This window comes from Gorillibacterium massiliense (genome assembly GCF_000455485.1).
Classification (GTDB): Bacteria; Bacillota; Bacilli; order Paenibacillales; family NBRC-103111; genus Gorillibacterium; species Gorillibacterium massiliense.
Window position 1 is genome coordinate 1 of the sequence record NZ_CBQR020000063.1, and the last position, 23,358, is coordinate 23,358.

Here is a 23,358-nt window from a genome sequence, read left to right on the forward strand (position 1 = left end):
CGGCTAGGCGCAGCGGCGTCCCGACGTCGATGATATCGCCGGCGTAGTACGAGACCAGCGGCACCTCGGACGTGCCGGCCAGCATTTTATTTTCTCCGGCGACTTCATACACCTGGTCGCGCCCAAGCGGGAAAAACCCGGTGTTCGCCAGCGCCTCCGGGCGAACCATAACCGGCACCTCCAGCAGCGTGAAGCTTTTTGCCAGCAGCAGGTCGACGGCCAACTGCTGAACGGCCCGGTGCAGCAGCGCGCCTGCGCCTTTCAAATAATAGTTGCGGCTGCCTGCCGTCTTGACGCCCCGTGGAATGTCGAGGAGGCCGTGCAGCTCGCCTAATTCCACATGGTCCCGCGCCGTAAAATCAAACACCGGTGGTTCGCCGTATTTGCGCACTTCGACGTTGTCGGCGTCCGATTCACCCTCCGGCGTATCCAGCGAGACGACGTTAGGCACGAGCTCCATCAGCTCCGCAAACTGTTTTTCCGCCTCGGCCAAATCTCCATCTACCCCATGCAAGTGCCGATTGAGCTCCCGGACCTCCTCTTTCATCCGTTCCGCTCCGGCTTTATCCCCCGAAGTCGCCAGCGCCGCAATTTCCTGGGTCTGGGTGTTCCGGCGGTTCCGCAACGCCTCCGCTTCCTGCTGCAACTGCCTTTTCCGCTCATCCGCGGCCAGCAGCTCCTTGACGGAGAGGGGGATCTTTTTTCCCTCCGCCGCTTTCTGCACTCTTTCCGTATTATTCCGAATCCATTTGATGTCCAACATAGCTGCCGCACTCCCTTTCGCTCGTTAAAAATACAAAAAGCGCCCTCATCCGTATGGGACGAGGAGCGCTTCGCTCGCGGTGCCACCCAACTTGACCGATCCTTAAATAGGGTCCGATCCACTTTGGTTCCGCGTTAACGGGCGGTCCGGTTAACTTAGGCGATCGTTCTGCCGATAAAGAGGAGAGAGAAGGCCTTGGCGATAACGCCTCCGAGTTGGATACTCATCATAGGCAAATGGCGGTTTGTTTTTTAGTAGTATAGCGAATAACTCGGATTAAATCAACTCAAGAGAAGACCATTGATCGGAGGTGCAGGAACAGTTGAACATTCGACAAAATCAGATTATTTTGTACAAAAATATCCATTTCCTTGATATACTATAAATTGGAATATTATTTATTCATAACTCAGGATGCTGTCGATCGAGGTGACGATTCTTGTCCATGAAGAATCTTTTAGGAAGAAAAGTTAAATTCGATATTGTGAACGACAGAGGACTCGTGATTGTACCTGCTCGCTTTGTGCTGGACCGAGATCATTTAAGGCTGCTGGAGCAACATGGTATCGATTATTCGGGGATTGCCCTGATGTCGGACCAGGAGCCTACCGTTTACCAGTCCCTTGTGGAAGTGGCGACAGAACGGACGAAAGAGTTGTTCAACCAGATCAAGACGACGAAGAAGGTTCCACTGCTCGAAATCAAAAATGAGCTGATTCCCATCGTACAACAGACGTCGGAGAATCCGGATGTCTATCAGTTGTTTGAAACCGTAAAAGCTAAAGATGAATATCTCCACAAGCACAGCATTGGAGTGGGGGTACTCGCTACCCTGATCGGCAAATGGATGAAGCTTAACGAAGGGGAGATCAGCCTTATTTCACTGGCTGCCGTAATGCATGATGTGGGCAAGTTGATGATCCCCGACGATATTTTGTTGAAACCAGACAAGCTGACCAAATCTGAATATGAAGAGATGAAGCGGCACACGCTGTATGGTTACGAGATATTAAGAAACACGGTAGGCATCTCGCCGCGGGTCGCCCTCGTTGCCCTGCAGCACCATGAACGGTCAAGCGGAGGGGGTTATCCCCTGAAATTGAAGGAACGCAAATTGGATATTTTGAGTCGGATTGTGGCCATTGCAGATGTCTTTCATGCCATGACCTCAAGGCGGCCGTATCATGAAGCGCTGCCCTATCATGAAGTCGTTACGTCCATGCGTGACGGGATGTTTGGCGAACTGGACCCGGTGATTCTAAAAGTGTTCCTGGATAATATGAACCGGCATCTTATCGGGCAGCGGGTGATGCTTACCGATGGCCGCTGGGGTGAAGTCGTTTTCCTCAACCCGCATGACGATACGCATCCGCTGATCAAAATCGGCGAAACCTTCCTCGATTTGAACCGAGATCGGGATATTCATATCCAGGAAGTTATTGTTTAAGTGTACATATCTAGATCAGATTCAGTGTGAAGGGCAGTTCCAGCTTGCATGATTTGGTGGGATGAAGGAGCCTCAGTTTGGTTATGAAAACGTCAATCGGCTCCCCGGCATGACCGGCTATAGTTTGATGCTCAATTTCCACCGCCAAAACTTCGGGGTCGAACTCGACGGTCAGGTGAGCTGCCCCGGGAGCGCTCCAGGTGACGGAAGAGGCGTCAGAATAGGGAGAGATACTGCTAATAAACCGTTCTTCCACATTGCCTGCCGCTGCAAGATCACGAAACTGCAGTTCGTCCGTCAAGATCAGGTTGCAGATATTTGCCGCGGGGCCGCTGCTTTGCCAGCGGAAGCTGCGGATGAAACCCTCTAGACCGGCTGCTTTCGGATAGGCTTCAGTTAAGTCCAATTGCATGGCAGCTCCGTCCGACAATTCTTGCCATCCGAGAACGCCCGCTTTATATTGCGGCCCGTCTCCCTGGTGCAGCCCGTTAATAACCGGCACGGAGTGTCCGGCTGAGGAATTGTTCAGGATTTGATAGCGCCCCGATCCGAAGTAATCTTTCGTATAGAGGCCGTGGCCCAAATCGTTCAGCAGATTGATGCCCACAGCATGAAGAATGAAGTGCCCCAGATCGTTATGGTTATGGGGCTCTTCGTTATGGCCTCCCTTGGCAGAAAAAGCGACGGGTTTGCCACTCACAATCCTCTTGTCCACCAGCCAATGCAGGTCGGTGAAATATATGGTTTTTCCCGCAGTATCGTTAGCTCCCAAGGCAGCTGTTAGCATCGCGGCATCGTCCATCCGGCTCCAAGCCAGATTACGGATGAAAGGCGCCCAGCGGTAGCAATGGTCGTCGTGGAAGCCGGGCAATCCGCCCGCCGCAATGCCGGATCCTGTCCGTTCCAAAAGACGGGTGAGCAGGCCGGGGTGCAGCCGGGCTTTTTCCGGCGAGTCGGAATAGTTGGCGTAGCAATCGGCGGACAGATTGACTTTAGCGGGAAACCCGCTGATGGCGCGAGCTTTTTCCGTTCCCAGCAGATTAATAGTGCCGCCGGTAAAAGCGTACAGCATCTCGGCAAAATATACGTAATAGCCGAAGCCGTATTCCCAGTAGCCGACGCCTTCGGCACAGCCGCCATCGTCGCCGTACCCGGACAAGAAGCAGTCGAGGGCGGGGAGAAGTCGGTCCAACATGGAAGTGAGCTGCTGCCGGTCATCGACGAGCAGAATAGCGGCCATGCCAACGCTGCCTGCGCATACCGCTGACCAATTGTGAGTGGCGGTTTCCCAGCCAAAGCTATGAGATAGAGTGAAGATCGGGCGGAAGACCCGTCTTTCGATCTCCCTTCGGATGAGTTGCTTGATTCTCGGTGAAAGCCGGTCCTCCAGCAGGTAAAGCACCTCCGCCAGACTATGGGCCGTTTCCGCTGCAAACAGATCGACCTGTTCGGCGGCCGCAAGGCCGTTGTTTGGAGAAAGATGGGCTGGGAGGCACCAGGTATATTCGCCGCACATATCCCAGATAGCTTCTTCCAGCGGTCTGAATGCAGCGGGATCGGCGGCTTCCGCCAGCAGACAGCGGATGGTATAGGCGGCCAATCTCCCCCGTCTGGAGAAATAGGCAAGTTCGTATTGATCGCGAGCGCCGGTTTCTTCAAAGAGTTGGAACAAGGAATAGGTGATTGGGGGGAGCGGTTCCCGGTCATAGCGGGCCGCTTCGGCAAGCAGTTGTTGAGTGAACTCCCGGCCATTCTTCTGCTCACTTAGCCGTCGGATGACGGACCTGCCGAGGTCAAAGGGATATTGGTCCAGGGGATGAGGCGGCGTCGGATGCAAAAACGCCGCATTCAGATTAGATGAATTGAGCATGATGAGGAAGCCTCCGGATAAAAGGGGTGTGTTGCATCATTTTCCACTCTATATCTACTCTCTTATATCTTAACAAAAACGGGATGGAGCGGAGGTGTTAACCTCGTCCATCCCGTGTATTTTTGCAAATCTTAAGCTTCTTTTACCGGCGTAACGACTGGCTCTTCATGAGGAACGACCCTCTTGATAAAGAAAGCCAGGACAAGGGCTGCCACCGTCAACCAAGTGGCGACGACGAAGCTGTGGTTGATGCCGAAAATGGTAGCTTGTGCGCTGATGTCAGCCATTTTCGCTTTATCCGTTACATCCACATGGCCCGCAATAATAAGTTCTTTCGCGTGGGAGGCCGCTTTGTTGGTCATGAGGGTGACCAAGAGGGCGGTACCCAATGCGCCTGAGATGCTCCGTAAGGTCTGGCTGACAGCCGAACCGTGGGCGTTGAGTTTGCGAGGCAGTTGGTTCATCCCGGCGGTTTGGATCGTCATCATGAGCATGGACATCCCGAAACTCCGGGAGGTATAGATCAGCATCATATGGTTATACGTGGTGGTTGCCGTCAGTTGGCTTAGTTCATAGGTGCAGATCGTCGTAATGATCAAACCGGTTACAGCCAGCCAACGGGCGCCGACTTTATCGAAAATCGCACCGGTTATCGGCGACATAATGCCCATAATGATCGCACCGGGAAGCATGAGCAGGCCCGATTCCAAAGGCGAAAAGCCGCGGATGTTTTGCAGGAAAACCGGAAGCAGAATCATGCCGGAGTACATGGCCATGGTTATGATGATGTTGATCAGCGTCGTTAACGAATACATCGGGTATTTAAAGACTTTCAGTTCCAAAAGCGGCGTCTTCGTCACTAGGCTGCGCCAGATGAAAAGCGCGATGGCGATGACGCTGACAATGAGGAAGGTAACGACGACGGAGTCGTCCCAACCCCTAGATCCGGCTTCGCTGAATCCGTACAAAATCCCGCCAAAGCCGATTGTAGAAAGAACGGTACCGAAGAAGTCCAGCTTTGGATCGGTGTTCTTCATCACGTCCCGCATGAAGATGGCGCCAAAGATGGCTGCGAAGATCGCAAGGGGCAGGATAATGTAGAATAGCACCCGCCAGTCATAATGCTCGACGATCCAGCCGGAAAGCGTAGGGCCGACGGCAGGAGCAAAGATCATGGCGATCCCCATAAGGCCCATCGCTTTGCCGCGTTCGGCCACGGGGAAAATCGTCAGAACTACGACGGACATCAGAGGCATCAGGATGCCCCCGCCGGCTGCCTGAATGAGGCGCCCAGCCAAGAGCCAGCCGAAGTTTGGCGAAAAGGCACAAACCGCTGTGCCGATGGCAAAGAGAATGACGGCGATGTTAAACAATTTGCGTGTTGAAAATTTGTTGAAGAGGTAGGCACTAATCGGCACCAGTACGCCGTTTACCAGCATGTAGCCGTTGGACAGCCATTGGATGGTACTTTCGCCCACGTTCAGGTCCTTCATCATTGAGGGGAAAGCGACATTCAGTAAGGTTTGACACAATAATGATACGAATGCGGCGATGAGCAAGGATGCCATAATGGGGCCCTTGCGGATGTTTCCGACTGTATTCACTCTACACTTCCTCCCGAGCATCTCTTAGGATGCTTAATATTTTTTGTTGAATGCGGTGAAATTCGTTCTCTTCTTCCACGGACAGTTGAAGCAGAGGCAGGAACATTTTCATTCGAGTCGCTTCAGTCTCGTTCCATAGCGCTTTTCCTCTATCCGTGAGGGAAAGGTTGACGGCTCTCCGGTCAGTGCCGCTGCGTTCTCTGGTGACCAGATCGGCTTTCACCATCCGGTCGATAATGCCGCATGTCGTACTGTTGTTTAGATTGAGTTTTGCCGCCAAAAAAGACAGCCCGGCCTGCGGCTGTTCTTTTAAAATGCGCAGTGTCATGAGTTGGATCGGCGTGATCCCGTGCTCTTGAGCCACATTCAACATGAGGTGGTAAAAGACTTTATTGACCTCCCGATACGACTGAAAAATGTTCGTAATGCGCTGCTCCCTATCCAAATGCTCCCCTCATTCCGTTAGCACTCAAAGTTTCGCATGCGAACTATTATCTTTCAAATCAATTGTGTTGTCAACTTAAAAAGGGAGGTAAAAAAACATTTCATTAAAGATAACGTTTACAATTTTCCCTACTGATCAAACCCTCATTCTTCAAGCAAAATTTGAAAACGATTGCGATTAAAATTAGTTGGAAGTAAGCGCTTTAATAAGACAAATATGTATAGTTGCACCCGAAAAAAATACACTTATAATAGGAAAAGTATGGAACCCATTAAATCGTAAAGAGGGAAAATAATGAAGGATCCGCAGCAAGTGGTACACTTATATCAATATCATATATGGGCGAATCACCGGGTTATTGACCACATGAAGAAACTGCCGGATGAAATCTTTACCCGCGAGATAAAAAGCGCATTTCCTACCTTGCAGCAAGGGCTTGCGCATATTTGCTATATCGATAGGATCTGGTTTGGCGTCCTGGAAGGGAAAACATACGAGCACATTTTGGCGGAAACGGAAGCTGAGATGATCGAGTTGAAATATTTGACACTGCCTGAGTTGGAGATGGTATTCGCGGATATGGCGGGGAGGTATTCCTCATATCTGGCGGCAGAAGACAATCTGGAACGAATCGTGATTTCGAAACACCCTCGGTTCGGACCGTTGGAAACGCCGATATCGGAGCTGGTGCGACATGTGGTGAATCACGGCACCTATCACCGTGGGATGATTTGTGCCATGCTGCATCAGTTGGGTTACAGTGGTGTGAATACGGACTACATATTTTTTAATTAATCGAAGGATTTGGCTGAAAAAGGCCCGCGTGCGCATGGTTGCGCTTCGCGGGCTTTTATATTATATGAGGCTTGAGCACTTACTCGGATTTATTTTCCTTTTGCCGGGCGCGAAAACGGCGGACTTTCATGAGGTTCCCGCAAGCTGCGTCGGAGCAATAGCGCTTAGAACGATTGCGGGTACTGTCGTAATACACCCACAAGCAGTTAGGATTGTCGCATACCCGAATTCGGGATATCTCTCCTTCAACCAAAGTCTGGGCGAAGGATGCGGCGATATCGGCCAGCACTTGATGCCAATCGTGCTTTAGCGGGGCGCTCTCTAATCGATAGCCCTCATCCGTTTCCGTCAAGCGGCGGACCATGGATCCCTGTGCCATGGCGGTATTCAATTCATTCATGGCATCACTGGAAAGGCGGCTTCCCGCCGTCAGGATGTATACCATTTGGAGAAGCACGGAGCGCAGCTTCTTCAACTCCGCCAATTCATCTTCGTTCGGGGGCCGGTAAACGGAAAGACGATGGTCAGACAACCATTTTTTCACCCATTCCGGATCGGTTAACGAATCATGAACAGCACCATTTGCCCGCCATTCCCGCCACTCGCTATTCAAAAAATCATCCCAAAGCATAACCATACCCTCGATTCACTTGCCATCATCTTGTATCGGTTTTGATTGTAACAGGTTAAATTTTGTTTTGCTAGTTACTTGTGCTGGTTGTAGGATTCTGGTAAGGTATGGGTGTAACCACTTAAAACATTTATGCTAGTTACATGATTAAAGGGAGATGCCGAAATGGAGAAAATGGAGCAGTTGCTTAACCAATGGGATTTTAATTTGGATAAGGAAGATTGGTATCCGCCTCTTGGGGAAGTATTGAAAGGAGTGACGGAAGAGCAGGCGGATTGGAAGCCAGCTGGGGCTGCCGCCAACACGATTCGGGAGACAGTTCGCCACTTGTTGTTTTACAAGGAGCGTTTACTTTACCGGTTGACCGGTGAGGAAACGGAATATCCTTCCGGCATCACCAACGAGGATACGTTTTTTAAAGATCATGGGGGAGAATTGAGTTGGGGAGAGCTTGCCGAAAAGCTGTTCGCCGTTCACCGCAAACTGAGGGATGAACTGGCCAAGCTTATGGAGGCTGATTATGAAAAGCCGCTAGGCAGCGGTCAAGTAGGCTCATGGGCGACGAGTCTCGTCTTGCACGACGCCTATCATACCGGGCAAATCGTGCTGCTGCGCAAGCTGCAAGGATCGTGGCCGGCGCGCCGATAAACCAAACGGATAGTGATATAATGAAAAAGATCGAACAGGGGCGGATGCCTCCATGCTCGATCTTTTTTGCTACTGCAGAGTTAATTTCCGCTAACAAAGTTATTCCGCGCTTACGGCAACCGGTTTGTCGGCAGCGGCCTTGGCCTTCGGCTTGAAAACGGAAAGGGCGAACACCGCGATGCTTCCGATTGCGATCCAGACGAGGACGGCAGTCGGTTGGCTCCAGCTTAGCCCCTTGCCGAAGAAGAATAGCTCACGTAGTCCGTCCACCATGAACCGCATCGGCAGCCAGCCGTAAATCCAATCTTTGTAGAAGGCGGGCATAATCTCAGGTGCCATCGCGAGCAGTGGTCCGCCAAAGAACAGCACGAGAGCAAAGACGGGCAATGCGGCAAAGCCAAGCCATTCCAGTACCGCCCGAATAATCGAGAAGAAGCTGAAGCTGGCGATGGACAGGAAGATCGCCGTGTCCGAAAAGGAAGGGAAATCAAATCCCAGAATACCCTCGGCAAACCAGGTCAAACCAAAGCCAGTCACAAGGGCAGCAACAGCACCTGCGAGAATCTGAATCCCTTTATGATTAAGCGACTTTTTCTTAGTGGAGGCTTCGGTCTTGCGCACGTTCATCCACATGATTGCAGCAGCCACCAAACTTGCCATCCAAAGCGGTTGAAACAGCGAAGCCGGAGCGTTAGCCAGCTTGCCAGTCTGATTGACGGGGTTCACGGTCTTGAGAATAGGTGACGCCAATAAGGCTGCTTGATCGGCGGTCAGTGTTGCGCCTTGCTGCTTCAATCCCGCCAGCAGCTGCTGGCTTACCGTCTTATTCATGCCGTCAACCATTCCGTTCAGCATCTGCGTCACCGTATTGGCGGCAAGGGCATTCTTCCCTTGATTGACATAGATGACGATTTCCGGCTGGGAAGGCGACGCCGTTTTCAGGGAAGCTTGTTTTTCGCTGAAATCCTTGGGCAAGACTAAAGCACCGTAATATTTCTGATTGTTCATCCCAGCTATGGCTTCTTCCGTTGTGGAAACCGCAATCCACTTGACGACAGGTTTGCTGTCGCCGGTTGTGGCTTGGGACGTTTTTTCAATCGTTTCAACCATCGTTTTGCCGATGGCGCCTTGATCCTCGTTGACGATGGCAAGGGGCAGCTGCTTCGGCGTTTGTTTGGCAGAAGGGATTAAGACAAGCGAGAAAATGAACGCAATAACCAAAGCTACGATCGGAGGCAACAGCAGACTTTTTTTGTTGATCCCAAACATGAAACTCTCCCCCTTACAAATGAATGATAGGAATGATTAAAATAATGGACGACGCGTTGTTTAATGGCCATAATGTGTATTATAATCAGTATTTATTGAAAAACAATAATCATTACAGCGGATTATGATCATTATTCAACACAGTGAATGCTAGTGTTCATTACGTTCATATCTGGAGGAATATGGGGGGTAAATGATGGAGCCGAAAGAAGACAGACGGATGGTTAAGACGAAGCAAGCGATACGGGTTGCCCTTGCCCAATTGATGGAGGAAAAGGGGATTGACTCCTTAACGGTAAGAGACTTGACGGAAAGAGCGAATATTAACCGGGGGACGTTTTATCTGCACTATCGCGATAAGTACGATTTGCTGGAGAAGTGCGAAGATGAAGTGCTGGCCATCTTGAATGACCTAGGGATGAGATCCCGAAGCATCCCACTATCGGAACTGCAATCGGAACTGTCCACGAAAAAAATGTTGCCGTTTGTACTCAAACTGCTGGAAAACTTCCGAGATAACGCAGCGTTTATGAAGGTACTGCTGGGTCCTAAAGGTGACCCCTCGTTTCAGGAAAAAATCAAAGAGGTCATCAAGGAAAACTTTATGCTAAAGTTTCTCGGCAATCGAAAAAAAGAGGACCTGCCGGTCCCCTCTGATATTCTAATTGCGTATATCGCATCTGCGAATCTGGGGGTGATCCAGCACTGGTTAAATAGCGACATGAAGATCTCCCCCACAGAAATGGCACAGATCATGCAGATGATCAACCTAAATGGACCGGGCACCATTGTCGGTTTGCGGCCGTGACTACTATAAGCAAATGAGACTCCGGCTCATTTTTCGAATCAGGCAATGGCAAGCATGAAGGAAAAGTAGGCGGATACCGCAAAGCCGAGTCCGGCAATCATCGCAGCGGATACCGGCCATTTTTTTCGGAAAATGGCGATAATAGCTATCAGACAGAGGATGGCGGTAATTCCCAGCAGTAAGCTTGATGGAGCGAATTGCAGCGACACCTTCATATCCGGTGTGAACGTTCCGCTATAAACGGAAGTGAAAAGCCGCGAAGGCGGTGCCGATTGCAGGTATAAGGCTACGTCGTGCGGCGGATTTTGCTGTCCCATAACGGCGGTGGCGGCAAAGACGACAAGAGCGAGAATGCCCTCTCCCTTAATCCATGGTGAGAAGTCGTAATCAGGATTAGCGGCTAGCCTGCGTTTCATCAGCAGGCCGTTGATCATGGCGAAGGTAAGGAGCGGGATGATCAGCAGGTGCTTGATGAGCAATGTCTGTCCGTAGGGAAGCATCCACGAATCGGCGTAATCAGGATCCATGAACAGCATCAGGCCGATCCCTGCGGCAATCATCAAGACGACGCAGACGATGGATAACGGGCTGAACCACTTCAGAAAGGCGGCCCAGTTGGTTCGTTTCACAGAGAACCAGCCGACCAGAAGCAGCAAGCCGATCCAGACCATGGCGGCGATAAAATGCAGCGTGTGGGTAAAGAATCCCTTCCAGCCGTAAAAAGCGGACGTATGGCTGCCCCAACCGAACTCCAGCATTAGAAGAAAGAGGAAGATGAGGCTGATGTAGGGGGCCGCTTTTTCTTTCTGCAGCGGCTTTGCAGCTAAGGATACCAGCAGCATGATGGCAAACACCAGCGTCCAAATCCACGTTTTTCCTGTGTCGATTTGGGTGAGGACACTTTTTAGCATGGGCCAGAAAGCCATTTCGAAGGACGGTTGGTAAAACCGGGTGATTTTATAGACCGGGAAAAAGGACAGGATGGCAATGCCCGCTGTACACAGTATCAACAGGAAGCTCGGGATGCGCACCTCCGGCTTGCGTTCCTCAGGAACGGTACGTAGGATCAGGCCGCCCGTAAGGATAGCAAAGCAGCAATAGAGGAAAAATTCCGACAGGTAATAGCCGATCATTTTCGACGTCTCCGCAGCCAGAGGGTGATCAGGATCAAGATGACGACGATTACGATTAGGGTTACGATGGTGGTGACCCGGTTGTTATTTTCTTTTAATGCAGGCTCCGGTGCAGGTCCAGGTACAGCTGTTGGAGCTTGGGATACGACAGGGCTATCTGTAGGCAGGACGTTTGCGTCAGGAGCTGTGCTGACAACAGTGCTTGGGCTGGGTGCGGAACCGGAAGTTTTGATGCTGAAGGTATATGATTTCTCTATGGTGTGCCCATCTGCGCCGACGATCTTGTATTGCACCTCATAATCCCCATCGGTTAACGGTGTGGCAAAGCTGCCTCTGAGGATGGCTCCATCTACGTTTACTTGAGCCGGTTTGACGGTTCCGTTTTGATTTTTTACGATGAAGGTACTTAAAGGTTCAAGCTTGCCTTCAAATTCAAGAGTGATTTCGCTGACAGTTGAGGTAACGGTTTCACCGGCTGCCGGAGTCGACTTTTCCAGACCGGTGTGGGCTGAAGCGACGGATGGGAGCATGGTGACAAGGAGAATGAGGGTGAACAGCCACTTTTTCAACGATACGTACCTTCTTTCAGTGAATGGGATTATTTTTTTTGGGTAAGGCTGGTAAGTGGATTATAACAAAAAAAGTTTCCAATTTAGACGACTGATTCCATCAATTTTGTGACATATGTCATAGATGGAAGCTTGAGTTGAGTCTTATTTATCTATTGGCAATTCCGCTTTCTTTTAACCTGTCGGAGAATGGATCATCTGAAAAGTCGGTGCGCTTGTTGGCGTATCGGAAATGGCAGGATACCCGAGGTAGGAGAGACGGGGGCGTATGTCGAAGATAAGGGATGGACTTTTTCAATCGGTCCAGATCGAACATTTGGATAAAGGAGTGTCGCAATGAGCGTTCATGTACATGAGCAAACTATGATTTTTCATCTGCAAGGACCGCATACCAGTTATATGATGCAGGTTGCGGGCGGCTATCTGGTTCATCTCTATTGGGGGGCCAAGCTGCGGGATGACCGCAATTTGGAGGGGTTGCCGAACGTGCCGAACCACGATAACCTGGACCAGATTTCACAGGAGTATCCTCAATACGGTAACGGCGACTTCCGCGAGCCTGCCTATCAAATCAAGCTGGCTGACGGAAGCCGGATTTCCGAGCTTAAGTATAAGGGTTACCGCGTGGTCCCAGGCAAGCCTAAGCTGGAAGGTCTGCCCGCCGTCTATGCGGAGTCAGAGGAAGATGCGGAAACGCTGGTCATCATCTTGGGAGATGATTACTCCGGCCTTACGGTAGAGCTGAGCTATACAGTGTTCGCGGAGCATGACGCCATTGCCCGTTCCGCCAGACTGATCAATAACGGCAGCGGTTCCTTGCGGCTTTTGCGTGCCTTGAGCGCCAGCCTCGATATGGATATTCCGAATTACGACGCGCTGTATCTTGCCGGCGCTTGGTCCAGGGAAGCCCATTTGCAGCGGCGCCCCCTCGGTCCCGGGACGACTGCCATCGGTAGCAAACGGGGGATGAGCGGCCATCAATTGAATCCCTTCTTTGCTCTCGTTAGTCCTCAAGCAGGCGAAGATCAGGGAGAGGTATTCGGCTTCAGCCTCGTTTACAGCGGCAATTTCCTGGCTGAGGCAGAAGTGGACCCCATGGGCAAGGTGCGGGTGTTGATGGGACTCAACCCATTCGACTTCGACTGGCAGCTAGATGCCGGGGATAGTTTCCAAACGCCGGAGGCGGTAATGGTTTATTCCGCGGCGGGCTTAGGCGGCATGTCCCGGACGTACCACAAGCTGTACCGCACCCGTTTGGCTCGGGGCATGCACCGGGACAAGGAACGGCCGATTTTGGTGAACAACTGGGAAGCAACATATTTCAACTTTAATGCGGATAAAATCGAAGCCATCGCCAAAACCGGAGCCGAGCTGGGGATTGAACTGTTCGTGCTGGACGACGGTTGGTTCGGCAAGCGCAACGACGATACTACGTCTCTTGGAGACTGGGTGGTAGATAAAAACAAACTGCCGGGCGGTCTCCGCGACGTGGCGGAGAGGGTCAACAGGCTAGGCTTGAAGTTTGGCCTGTGGTTCGAGCCGGAGATGATCTCGCCGGACAGCGATTTGTACCGCAGCCATCCGGACTGGTGCTTGCATGTTCCGGGACGCCGCCGTACATTGGCCCGCACCCAATCCGTTCTGGATATGTCCCGCTCGGACGTCCGGGAGTATCTGTTCGCAACATTAAGCGGGATCTTCAGTTCCGTTCCCATCGCTTACGTCAAATGGGACATGAACCGCAGTTTGACGGAAATCGGTTCAGCTGCTTGGTCGGCAGAACACCAGGGAGAAATCGCCCACCGCTATATGCTAGGCGTTTATGAGCTGATGGAGCGGCTGACCGCGGCGCATCCCGATATCCTCTTTGAAAGCTGCGCAAGCGGCGGGGGTCGCTTTGACCCCGGCATGCTTTATTACATGCCTCAGACGTGGACCAGCGACGACACGGACAGCGTTGAACGGTTGAAAATCCAATACGGTACCAGCCTTGTCTACCCGGTGAGCGCTATGGGCGCGCACGTATCGGCGGTTCCCAACCATCAGGTGGGGAGATTTACTCCGTTGTCTATGCGCGGCAACGTGGCTATGTCCGGCAATTTTGGCTATGAGCTGGATTTAACCAAATTCTCGGAGGAAGAGCGGGAAGAAGTTAAAAAACAAATCGAATTGTACAAAGAAGTGAGAAGCCTTGTTCAGCAAGGGGAGCTGTACCGCTTGATCAGCCCCTTCGAAACTCAAGAAGCCTCATGGATGTTCGTGTCGCAGGATCGCGAAGAAGCTTTGGCTTTCTACTTTAAAGTCTTGGCGGAGCCGTTCAAGCCTACTCAATTGCTGCGGCTGAAAGGGCTGGACCCGGACCTGGAATACGAAGTGGAAGGAATAGGCGTCTTCGGCGGCGACCGTTTGATGAATGCTGGCATTTCGTTCCCGGCACTTACCGGAGACTATGCGAGCCGTGTATTCCAGATTAAGGCGGTACGGTAGCTCAGATCTGCTGCGAAAAAAGACCCATGGATTTTTCCATGGGTCTTTTTGTATAAGATAACCCCAGTCTGACGTTTAACTGGGGTTCAGGAAAGCTTAAAGCAATGAGCAGAAAATCCTCTGAAATCGGTTGAACCATTGAAACGAGCAGGAAGCGGGGAGTGAGTGGAAGAATACCTGCAAACATACCGTTATTGCTCTTCTCATGAAGGGGATATTTGTAATACCTGCAAAGCTGCAGGTATTTCGAGCCCAAACTCTTTATTCGGAATCATTAGTCAAAAATACCTGTACAATCGCAGTGATTTCCGCGAATGGATCAATTTTACGGATAATACCTGCACTTTTGCAGGTATTCGCCACAACGATGTCCCAAGCCCACGCAGAATCACGTACACATATTGGTAGGTGCTCGAGAGTAGAACGAGCTCATTGATCTGTTTACGGTGGAGTCAGCCAAAAAGGGCAGGTAACGTGGCCTCTTAAGGGGCTAGCCTGTGGAAGTCCGTCGCGGTTGGCAGATTTTCTTTCAGTGCACCTTTGAGGCGATGCCTTGTACTATGCCCTTATAGGGCTGATGGAACCCACTGGTTAAGCCGGTGGTTATGACTGATCTTTTCAGCCCCGCTCCCGGTTGGTCATCTGCTGCCAGACCGAGCCGACAGCAGCTTCTCCGCCTTCGATGCGGGTTAGCGCCATCTGCACTTGCATGCGCACCTCGAACTCCGGCTCATCCAAGGCGCTGCGCAGCGCGGACAACGCCCGCTCGTCGCCGATTTCATAGAGGAAGCGAGCAGCCCGCCAGCGTACCAGCTTGTTTTTATCCGCCAGAGCTTCCGCCATGGCTGGTGTTGCCGCCGGGTCGCCGATATCGGACAACGTATCGCCTGCCGTGCGGCGGACAATGGGGGAGGGGTCTTTCAGCGCGCCGGCAAGCAGATCAATGGCTGCGTCGTTTTTCAAATCCCCCAAGTAAACGGCGGCTAATCGGCGGATGGACACCTGCGGGTCCTTCAGCGCCCGTTCCAATTGGGGAAGCAGCTCGGGCTCGGGCTTCACCCGCTCTAAAGCGGCGTACCGTACCCGCCAATCTTCACTCTTCCATGCTTCCTCTAGAGAGCCGGGCGAAGTCGTCTTCCTTATGGGAGCTTCGCCGGGCTGAAGCTGCGCCGCCGACTGGAGCAGTTCGGTCAACCGTTCATCGGGATAAGCCGCATCCAGCTCCCGGGCTACGTCGGCCAGCACCTCCGGCAGCTCTCCATAGCGGACGCCGTGTTCCTCTAGCCGCCGCTCCTTGATCAAATTGGGGGAAGCGAGGCCGGCCTCAATGGCGGCGGCGGAAAAACGTTCGGGCAGCGCAATCCGCTGCTCCTCCGTTTCCGCATACACCCGTACTTGCATCGGGATGCCGCGGAAATATTGCACGGCGACTCTCACCTCGCCGAATGCGGCGTCTGCATTCGCACCTTCTTCTGCTACGTTGACCGAACCGGCCCCCTCTGCACCGGACGCATCCCCCAAAATATCCCGCACCTCCGAGAGAATCGCCTTCCAATCTCCCTTGGGGTGCCGGTCAACGGCGAGAAAGTCCGCAGCATGATAGACGCTTGTGACGCCCTGAACCTGCAATATTTTTCGCACCTTGTCCGGAATGCTACCCGGATAATCGCGCGTATACGTTCTGCGAATGCCTGCGGGCAGCGTTTCGTCCAAATTCAGCTTCATCGTATTGGGACTGGGTGTGGGTTCTACCGAAATTAGCTTCAAACAAAGCCCTCCTTTGCGGCCGAAAAGATTTCATCTTCCATTTATGGTATCATATTTGCGGTTAAAGCCATAAGATCAGCTGCCCATAGAGGAGGCTCGACAATGAGCGAAGCGGTACGGAAGCAGGATTTGATTTTGTATGTCGGTTGTTATACTCATGAGTCCCGGGAGGGAATTCAGGTATACCGGTTTAATCCGTCTGAACGGACTTTTCAAAAGATTCAAAGCGTAGAGGATTTGCCGAATCCGAGTTTTCTAACCTTCAGCGCCGATGGAAAAAGACTGTATGCGGTGTTGGAAACGGAAGAGAGTGACGGTGTGCCGGGAGGTTCAGCCTGCGCTTTCGCCATCGACCCCGCTAGTGGGAAACTGACCCTGCTGAACCGGGAAAACACGGGGGCGGCGGGGCCTTGCCATATCAGTCTTGCCCCGAACGGCGAGTATGCCTATGTTGCCAATTATGTCGGCGAGGCGGTGTCGCTTTTTTCCGTTGAACAAGACGGACGGCTGTCGCCGGTATGCGATATCGATAAGCATGAAGGCAGCGGACCGAACCAAGAGCGTCAGGGAGAACCTCATCCTCATTCGGTTACCCCGGACCCTTCCGGACGTTTTGCCGTTAACGCTGATTTGGGCATTGATCGCTTGATCATCTACCGGGTGGAAAAGACAACAGAAGGTGAAAAGCCTCGGCTCGTTCGCCACGGAGAAACGGAGCTTCCGCCTGGAGACGGTCCCCGCCATATGGTTTTCCATCCGACGGAGCCCTATGCTTATGTAGCCAATGAATTGAATTCTACCGTGACGGTGCTGGCATTTGACCGGGCGAAAGGCAGCCTTACGCCTCTTGCCAGCGTATCGACGCTGCCTGCGCCGGATCGATGGAACAATACCGTGGCGGAAATCGCAATATCTGCCGATGGACGGTTTCTTTATACGTCCAACCGCGGCCATGACAGCATCGCTGTGTTTGCGGTACAGGAGGCGGGACGCCGCATCGAACCGGCGGGGCACTATTCTACGGGCGGAAGCTGGCCCCGGCATTTTACACTCACTCCGGATGGAAGCGGTTTGCTTGTAGCCAATCAGTTTACAGGCAATATCACCGTTTTCCGCGTCGATCCCGATACAGGCGCTTTGCAGGATGCGGGAGTTTCTCTTTCCGTCAGCGAGCCGGTGTGCCTGCGTTTTTGGCAAAACCCCGCGAATTAATCGATTTTTGGCAGAGGTCCGGAAAGCAGGACACTCTGTCTTTTTTTGTCCAATAGATCTCTTAGTATTCTATTATTTATTATTAGTATAATCTAATAGATAGGATATTGAACATATCCACATATTCGGCAGGAAACAGAAGTAAGCTTGTAGGCTAGGGGGATGGGATATTTGGCTTTTCGAAAAAAGCAATTTCTCGGCTTCGGCGTTATTTTGGCGTTGATGTTTCTATTATTTATTGTGGTTAAAGTTCAGCTTAATGCGATTAAATCCGATTTGACCGAAATCATGGACGACCGCTTCAAAAAGGTGGATCTGGTCACGACCTTCGCCAAAGATATTCACTCCATGCATAATGACGTTCTCGGTTTGATTAAGGATAATGGAGCTGGCATGGACAAGAGGCTCGTTAGTCTGGCTGACAGCCGAAAAGAGGCAGCTACCGTGCTGGAGCAGGTGGGAGATCTGGTCAGTTCGGAGCAAGGGAGAGCTACTTATACCGTAACCCGCTTAAGCTTTGAATCGTATAATCGCATCCAGGATGAAATCCTCGAATCCGTAAAAGCGGGAGATTGGAGCAATGCGAAGGCGCTTTCCGATGGTGCGGAGTGGGATGGCTATAGCGCGCTGATCAGTCAGGTAACCACCTTCAGCGATTATCAAAAAGAGTTGATGATAGAGTCCGCCGAATCGTCCATGCGAACTTATTATTTAACGCTTGCGATTATTGTCACCACCAGCATTGTCGCGTTGATCTTTGCCATCGCCATCGCCGTTTGGGTGATCCGCAGCACCGCAGGCAGTTTGCGGAAAATCTCTTTGGTCATGAATAGAATGGACGTTCGCAACCAGGAGACGCTGCCCCGTCTCGCCATTGAAACGAAGGATGAGATCGGCGACATTTCACTCGCTTTTAACGGTATGGCAGAGATGTTGGAGAATTACCGCAGGATGGAAAAGGAAACCAACCGGAGCATCGAGGAAGAGAACTGGGTACAATCGCGCATTGCCGATATGGCTACCATGTATCAGGGTTTGTCCGAGCTTGGGCAGTTAGCTGACGGATTTATCCGTCATGTCGCTCCTATGGTCGGCGCTGAGTACGGCGTTTTTTATATGGTCATCGGGAAAAAGGGAGAGCAGCGCCTGATGCGGCGGGGATCTTATGCCGCCCATGCGGAATCGGTCGGCGCCGAGTCGATCCGTATGGGTCAGGGGTTGGTCGGGCAAAGCGCCCAGGAGCGGAGAATTTTCCGGCTTTATGGCGTCCCGAGCGACTATATTCGCATCGGCTCAGGTCTGGGCAGCGCACCGGCGCAAAACGTTCTTATCGCTCCGGTGGAATACGAGGGCGAGGTGGTGGCGGTTGTCGAACTGGCTTCCCTTTGTTCGTTCGGGAAGAAGGAAGAAAGGCTGCTGAAGGCGCTGTTCGGCAATCTGGGCATCACCATTGACAACATAAAAGGAAGGATGGAAATCGTCCGTCTTCTGGCCGAGTCCCAGGCACAAACCGAGGAATTGCAGACGCAGGCCGAAGAATTGCAGCAGCAGGCGGAGGAACTGCAGATGCAGTCCGAGGAGCTGCGCGTCACCAATGAGCAGTTGGAAATCCGCAATCGCTACGCAGAGCACAAAACGAAGGAATTGGAACAGCTCAGCGAGGAACTGGAGGCGAAAGCGGAACAGTTGGAGCAAAGTTCCCAGTACAAAACGGATTTCCTTGCGAACATGTCCCATGAACTGCGAACTCCCCTGAATAGCATATTGATTTTGTCTCAAATGCTGATGGAGAACCAGGAGGGGAGCCTGAGTGAAGAGGAACAGGAATATTCAAAAGTGATTAACCGCTCAGGCAGCGATTTGCTGAGTTTAATCAATGATATCCTCGATTTGTCCAAAATCGAAGCCGGCAAAATCGAGATCCATTTGGAAGATGTCCATCTCGCAACCCTAACTGAGGCCATGGAGATTAATTTCCGCCATCAGGCGGATCAGAAGGGCTTGGCATTCCGCATTGAACTAGAGGGTGATTTGCCGACTGTCATTCAGTCGGATGAACAGAAGCTGCATCAAATCATTAAAAACTTGCTTTCCAACGCGATAAAATTTACGGAAAACGGATCGGTCGCCCTATGCATTTATCGGCCATCGGAAGATGAGCTTGGCTCATTTTCGGAAGGTGAGGATGGCAGAAACGACGAGCGGGAGGGCGATTGGCTGGCTATCGCTGTCGCCGACACGGGTATTGGCGTCCCTGACAATAAGCAGGATCTCATCTTCCAGGCGTTCCAGCAGGCGGACAGCACCACGAGCCGCAAGTACGGCGGCACCGGGCTGGGTTTGTCGATCAGCCGCGAGCTGGCAGCGCTTTTGGGCGGCTGGATCGGCATGGAAAGCGAGACGGGTAAAGGAAGCCGGTTTATTCTCTACCTGCCTGAGCATCCGGTAACTGCCGGTCGTTTAGAAAACCAGAGTTCGGATGGAGAGGCGGCTGCCGCCAAGGAGAGTAATCGGGGGGCAATCGGCATGCCGATAAACGGAACAGGAACATTCGCCAATCCTGCCGGGGTGAAAGAAGAATCGTTTAATGCAGCCGCTAACCGGGACGAGGTAAAGACGGAAAATGCGCCTTTCCTTGGAAAACGCGTCCTGATTGCTGACGATGACGTACGCAACGTATTCGCCTTGACGGCCGCGCTGGAAAAGCTGGGAATGAAGGTCGTCTCGGCAAATAGCGGATGCGAGGCTCTGACTATTCTCCATGGAGAGCAGTCGAACATCGATCTTGTGCTGATGGATATCATGATGCCGGAATTGGACGGCTACAAGACGATGAGGGCGATTCGCAAGGAAGCCGTGTTTGAGGGTTTGCCCATCATTGCCATCACGGCAAAGGCGATGAAGAACGACCGGGAAAAATGCCTGGAGGCGGGCGCCTCGGATTATATCAGCAAACCGATCAATCTGGATCAGCTCATCTCGCTGATGAAGGTATGGCTGTCCTCATAAAACGGCATAGATTCGGAAGGTACAAAAAGGGGAGGCCTTGACGGCTCCCCTTTTTATTCATCCTTCCATTCAGCTTTTTCAGGAGGAAAGCGGCTCGCTTTCCCCTGGTTTAGGCGACGGCAGCTTCTTTTCCACCAAGCGTGCGCTTCCCATGAACAGGCTGGCGGCCAGACCGATGCAGACAAAGATGAATGCGCAAGGTACAAATGGTCCACGGATGTACTGAACACATGGCGCAATTCCGCTAGGACATCAGCGGGTAAGGAGGCGCGAGTCGGCGCATCCAGAAGCGCCTGCGGGTTCGCCCGCCCATATGGGGATCATCATGTACTGGTTGGAAAACGGCATGCCGTACACGCCCGAGTACATGTCGCTGCAGCTGATTCGGCTTCATTATTTGGGCGCTACCCATTTCTTTTTCACCGACGGTTGAGGCAAAAAAATAGCCGCCTATTAACGGATGTCCGTTAACAGGCGGCAATGGCATTCAGCAAGCAGCGTCATCCAACGGATTCCCGTGCCCCAATAGGGGCGATGCCGCCAAACAACACCTTGATCCCTTGATCGATCAGGGGGTAAGCGCGTTCCAATAGCTCCGGGGCTGTTTCATTTCGTTCGGTATAGCTCATGACCAGACCGTGGAGCATGAACAGATACAGACGGTGAAAGGTTCGCTCCGTGTCCGGCTCCGAACGGGGGAGGCAGCAGCCTACAGCGGATCGGATGCATGCGTACAATTCATTGCGCAAGGTTTCGATACAGGGGCCGTGATCGAAGGACTCTTGCGCGATCACCAATCCCCCTTGGGAAGTAGCGGGGGGATTCGCGAAGAGAATGGAGACCATTGAGCGCTGGGAAAGGCAAAAATGGACCAAGTCGTGGCTGATCGACTGCAAACAAGCTACAGGGGGAAGGGCTGGATCCTTCTGGGTTTGACGGATTCGATAGAGAAGTTTTTCCAGAAGCGGAGAAGCCATCTGTCGGAGCAGTTCTTCCTTGTCCTTGTAGTACATGTAGATCAAGGTGTGGGAACATCCGGCTTCCTTGGCGATCTCCCGCATCGTCACCCCTTGATAACCGTAGAGTCCGAACAGCTTTCCTGCGGCCTCTTCAATATTTCTCTTTGTTACGATACCTTTGGAGGTTCGCACCTGCTTCACCTGATCACCTTCTATTCCATGTTATTGGAAATCGCCGGCTGGCCGCTTGCTGTCCGTTCGCAAAGGCTGCGTTCACGTTATTTCGTACTATCATAGCGGTTCCCTAAAAGCGGTGTCAATCATAAATTTAGCGATTTAACTCTTTAACGCGATAAAAATATTAGATCACCCGTAAAAACCTCATTTTTACCACAAGTTTACTGGAAATATCCGTCTGGTTTGGGAGCTCAATTTTACGATGATTTTACGCAGTTATTTCAATGACATGATCCCAGCTTCTTTCGTTACGAAGGTTACGAAGATTCCTTCTGTGAATATGCGCAGACCGGCTACTCGTTGTAGCCGGACTGCCATTGTGATATATATGAGCATAGAGGAGGCGAGCGACGATGGGAGTCAAACCCATATTGTTTTTTTCCGGCGCGCTAAATGCTCGCAAAATGTGTTTTGTCTATACCCCGCCAAGCTATAATGAGGAAACGGATCGGCGTTATCCGGTAGTTTATTTGCTCCATGGGCTCTACGGCGGAGAGCCGGATTGGCTGGAGCGCGGGGGTGCGGAAGATACCTTGAACCGTTTGATCGCCGAAAAGCGGCTCCAGGAGTGCATCGCTGTGATTCCGGGAGACGGAGGCTATGGGCAGGGCACGTTTTATATGGATTGGTATGATGGGTCGGGAAACTTTGAGCAGTACATAACCGATGATCTGGTTCCTTTCATTGACAAGGAATACCGGACCATAGCCACGAGGGAAACCCGTGGAATCACCGGCTTCTCTATGGGCGGCTTCGGAGCTTTAAGTTTAGCTCTTCACCGATCGGATCTGTTCGGCGCTGCCGCCAGCCTTTCCGGCGCTCTTGGCTCCGTGCTCGGCATGAGCAGCAAGGAGTTCGCAAGATCAGATTTTCCCCGTATAACGGGTCCGGCTAATGGTCCATACGCCAAGGAGCGGGATTTGTACTTGCTGGCCGTTCGCAGGCTTGGAGAGGGAACCGCTCCGGCTTTCTATTTCAACTGCGGCACAGAAGATTATCTTTTGGACATGAATCGTTATTATCGCAGCCATCTGGAGAAAATCGGCTATTCTCACCGTTATGAGGAGTTCCCGGGAGAGCATGGTTGGCCTTACGCTTCTCTTCATCTTCAAGACGCTCTCTTATTTTTGGAAGAAAACCTCTCGAAAGGAGCGGCGGCTGAATGAAGGCGCTGATTGTCATTGATTACACCGTGGACTTTGTCACCGGCAAGCTGCCGGTAGGGGAACCTGCGATTGCCATTGAGGATGCCATCGTCAAGCTTGTGAAGCAATTCCTGAATAACGGAGACGCCGTGGTGATGGCCGTAGACCTCCATGAGGAAAACGATCCCGACCATCCGGAGTCCAAATTATTTCCGCCTCATAACATTCGAGGGACGGAAGGCCGGCGTTTGTATGGCAAGCTGGATGAGCTTTATGAGAGCCGCAAGGCGTCCATCATGTGGATGGACAAAACCCGTTACAGCGCTTTTCACGGGACGGGTCTTGATGCGTGGCTTACGGAACGGGGGATTCGGGAGCTTCATCTGGTCGGCGTCTGTACCGACATCTGCATTTTGCATACGGCGGTAGATGCCTATAATAAAGGCTACCACATCGTCGTTCACCAGCCGGCGGTGGCCAGCTTTAATGCGGCGGGTCACGATTGGGCGCTGGATCACTTCCGGGGAACCCTAGGTGCGGAAGTTATAGAAGAATAATCA

At 52.0% G+C, this 23,358-nt stretch carries 22 protein-coding genes; 11 read left to right on the forward strand and 11 right to left on the reverse strand.

Annotation, left to right across the window (positions count from 1 at the left end):
• Positions 1 to 763: hypothetical protein (locus tag TJ79_RS06810; protein ID WP_040949545.1), on the reverse strand; the 763-nt coding region annotated here is incomplete at its 3' end.
• A 445-nt stretch (positions 764 to 1,208) separates the two neighbouring features.
• Between TJ79_RS06810 and TJ79_RS06815 the strand changes: the two genes are divergently transcribed.
• Entirely contained in the window at positions 1,209 to 2,210 is a 1,002-nt protein-coding gene (locus TJ79_RS06815; RefSeq protein ID WP_040949546.1) for an HD-GYP domain-containing protein, read from the forward strand.
• 10 nt (positions 2,211 to 2,220) lie between these two features.
• On the opposite strand, the gene TJ79_RS06820 is transcribed toward TJ79_RS06815, so the two are convergent.
• The 3 genes from TJ79_RS06820 to TJ79_RS06830 form a co-directional block, all read right to left on the reverse strand.
• Positions 2,221 to 4,080 carry a hypothetical protein gene (locus TJ79_RS06820; protein WP_052339349.1) on the reverse strand — a complete coding sequence of 620 codons (1,860 nt, stop codon included), beginning with the start codon at positions 4,078 to 4,080 and terminating at the stop codon, positions 2,221 to 2,223.
• Between the two features lie 131 nt (positions 4,081 to 4,211).
• Positions 4,212 to 5,648: a DHA2 family efflux MFS transporter permease subunit gene (locus TJ79_RS06825; RefSeq protein WP_238322870.1), complete on the reverse strand. Its 1,437-nt coding sequence runs from the start codon at positions 5,646 to 5,648 to the stop codon at positions 4,212 to 4,214.
• Positions 5,649 to 5,685: 37 nt separating this feature from the next.
• Positions 5,686 to 6,129, reverse strand: coding sequence for a MarR family winged helix-turn-helix transcriptional regulator (locus tag TJ79_RS06830; RefSeq protein ID WP_040949548.1), 444 nt, complete (start codon positions 6,127 to 6,129; stop codon positions 5,686 to 5,688).
• Positions 6,130 to 6,423: 294 nt separating this feature from the next.
• On the opposite strand from TJ79_RS06830, the gene TJ79_RS06835 reads away from it, so the two are divergent.
• Positions 6,424 to 6,924 carry a DinB family protein gene (locus TJ79_RS06835; RefSeq protein ID WP_040949549.1) on the forward strand — a complete coding sequence of 167 codons (501 nt, stop codon included), beginning with the start codon at positions 6,424 to 6,426 and terminating at the stop codon, positions 6,922 to 6,924.
• Between the two features lie 79 nt (positions 6,925 to 7,003).
• On the opposite strand, the gene TJ79_RS06840 is transcribed toward TJ79_RS06835, so the two are convergent.
• Entirely contained in the window at positions 7,004 to 7,555 is a 552-nt protein-coding gene (locus TJ79_RS06840) for a CGNR zinc finger domain-containing protein (protein WP_040949630.1), read from the reverse strand.
• 165 nt (positions 7,556 to 7,720) lie between these two features.
• On the opposite strand from TJ79_RS06840, the gene TJ79_RS06845 reads away from it, so the two are divergent.
• Complete coding sequence (locus TJ79_RS06845) at positions 7,721 to 8,203, forward strand: DinB family protein (RefSeq protein ID WP_040949550.1); 483 nt, start codon at positions 7,721 to 7,723, stop codon at positions 8,201 to 8,203.
• A 99-nt stretch (positions 8,204 to 8,302) separates the two neighbouring features.
• Here TJ79_RS06845 and TJ79_RS06850 read toward each other — a convergent pair whose 3' ends face one another.
• Positions 8,303 to 9,472: a YhgE/Pip domain-containing protein gene (locus TJ79_RS06850; protein WP_052339351.1), complete on the reverse strand. Its 1,170-nt coding sequence runs from the start codon at positions 9,470 to 9,472 to the stop codon at positions 8,303 to 8,305.
• Positions 9,473 to 9,668: 196 nt separating this feature from the next.
• Between TJ79_RS06850 and TJ79_RS06855 the strand changes: the two genes are divergently transcribed.
• A complete protein-coding gene (locus TJ79_RS06855; protein ID WP_040949551.1) occupies positions 9,669 to 10,280 on the forward strand; it encodes a TetR/AcrR family transcriptional regulator in 612 nt (203 codons plus the stop codon).
• Between the two features lie 38 nt (positions 10,281 to 10,318).
• On the opposite strand, the gene TJ79_RS06860 is transcribed toward TJ79_RS06855, so the two are convergent.
• Positions 10,319 to 11,413, reverse strand: coding sequence for a copper resistance D family protein (locus TJ79_RS06860; RefSeq protein WP_052339352.1), 1,095 nt, complete (start codon positions 11,411 to 11,413; stop codon positions 10,319 to 10,321).
• Positions 11,410 to 11,982 carry a copper resistance CopC family protein gene (locus tag TJ79_RS25750; RefSeq protein WP_052339353.1) on the reverse strand — a complete coding sequence of 191 codons (573 nt, stop codon included), beginning with the start codon at positions 11,980 to 11,982 and terminating at the stop codon, positions 11,410 to 11,412. The genes TJ79_RS06860 and TJ79_RS25750 overlap by 4 nt, the downstream gene beginning before the upstream one ends.
• A gap of 336 nt (positions 11,983 to 12,318) precedes the next feature.
• Here TJ79_RS25750 and TJ79_RS06870 point away from each other — a divergent pair, with 336 nt between their 5' ends.
• On the forward strand, positions 12,319 to 14,469 hold the full coding sequence (locus tag TJ79_RS06870) for an alpha-galactosidase (RefSeq protein WP_040949552.1): 2,151 nt from the start codon (positions 12,319 to 12,321) through the stop codon (positions 14,467 to 14,469).
• Between the two features lies 1 nt (position 14,470).
• Here TJ79_RS06870 and TJ79_RS06875 read toward each other — a convergent pair whose 3' ends face one another.
• The gene (locus TJ79_RS06875; protein ID WP_040949553.1) at positions 14,471 to 14,656 is read right to left on the reverse strand and encodes a hypothetical protein; all 186 of its coding nucleotides are present in this window, start codon (positions 14,654 to 14,656) and stop codon (positions 14,471 to 14,473) included.
• Positions 14,657 to 15,087: 431 nt separating this feature from the next.
• Positions 15,088 to 16,236, reverse strand: a complete 1,149-nt coding sequence (locus tag TJ79_RS06880) for a conserved virulence factor C family protein (protein ID WP_040949554.1) — start codon at positions 16,234 to 16,236, stop codon at positions 15,088 to 15,090.
• 102 nt (positions 16,237 to 16,338) lie between these two features.
• Here TJ79_RS06880 and TJ79_RS06885 point away from each other — a divergent pair, with 102 nt between their 5' ends.
• The 4 genes from TJ79_RS06885 (at position 16,339) to TJ79_RS27530 (ending at position 20,890) form a co-directional block, all read left to right on the forward strand.
• On the forward strand, positions 16,339 to 17,448 hold the full coding sequence (locus tag TJ79_RS06885) for a lactonase family protein (protein ID WP_040949555.1): 1,110 nt from the start codon (positions 16,339 to 16,341) through the stop codon (positions 17,446 to 17,448).
• Between the two features lie 171 nt (positions 17,449 to 17,619).
• The gene (locus tag TJ79_RS06890) at positions 17,620 to 20,457 is read left to right on the forward strand and encodes a response regulator (protein ID WP_040949556.1); all 2,838 of its coding nucleotides are present in this window, start codon (positions 17,620 to 17,622) and stop codon (positions 20,455 to 20,457) included.
• Between the two features lie 37 nt (positions 20,458 to 20,494).
• On the forward strand, positions 20,495 to 20,683 hold the full coding sequence (locus tag TJ79_RS06895; RefSeq protein ID WP_040949557.1) for a hypothetical protein: 189 nt from the start codon (positions 20,495 to 20,497) through the stop codon (positions 20,681 to 20,683).
• Between the two features lie 87 nt (positions 20,684 to 20,770).
• A complete protein-coding gene (locus TJ79_RS27530) occupies positions 20,771 to 20,890 on the forward strand; it encodes a TetR-like C-terminal domain-containing protein (protein WP_272944738.1) in 120 nt (39 codons plus the stop codon).
• A gap of 67 nt (positions 20,891 to 20,957) precedes the next feature.
• Here TJ79_RS27530 and TJ79_RS25755 read toward each other — a convergent pair whose 3' ends face one another.
• Positions 20,958 to 21,617 (reverse strand): TetR/AcrR family transcriptional regulator, encoded by a 660-nt coding sequence (locus TJ79_RS25755; protein WP_052339354.1) that lies wholly within the window; start codon positions 21,615 to 21,617, stop codon positions 20,958 to 20,960.
• Positions 21,618 to 22,006: 389 nt separating this feature from the next.
• Between TJ79_RS25755 and TJ79_RS06905 the strand changes: the two genes are divergently transcribed.
• Both TJ79_RS06905 and TJ79_RS06910 read left to right on the forward strand, forming a co-directional pair.
• On the forward strand, positions 22,007 to 22,819 hold the full coding sequence (locus tag TJ79_RS06905) for an alpha/beta hydrolase (protein ID WP_040949558.1): 813 nt from the start codon (positions 22,007 to 22,009) through the stop codon (positions 22,817 to 22,819).
• Entirely contained in the window at positions 22,816 to 23,355 is a 540-nt protein-coding gene (locus tag TJ79_RS06910) for a cysteine hydrolase family protein (RefSeq protein WP_040949559.1), read from the forward strand. The genes TJ79_RS06905 and TJ79_RS06910 overlap by 4 nt, the downstream gene beginning before the upstream one ends.
• Positions 23,356 to 23,358 lie beyond the last annotated feature (3 nt).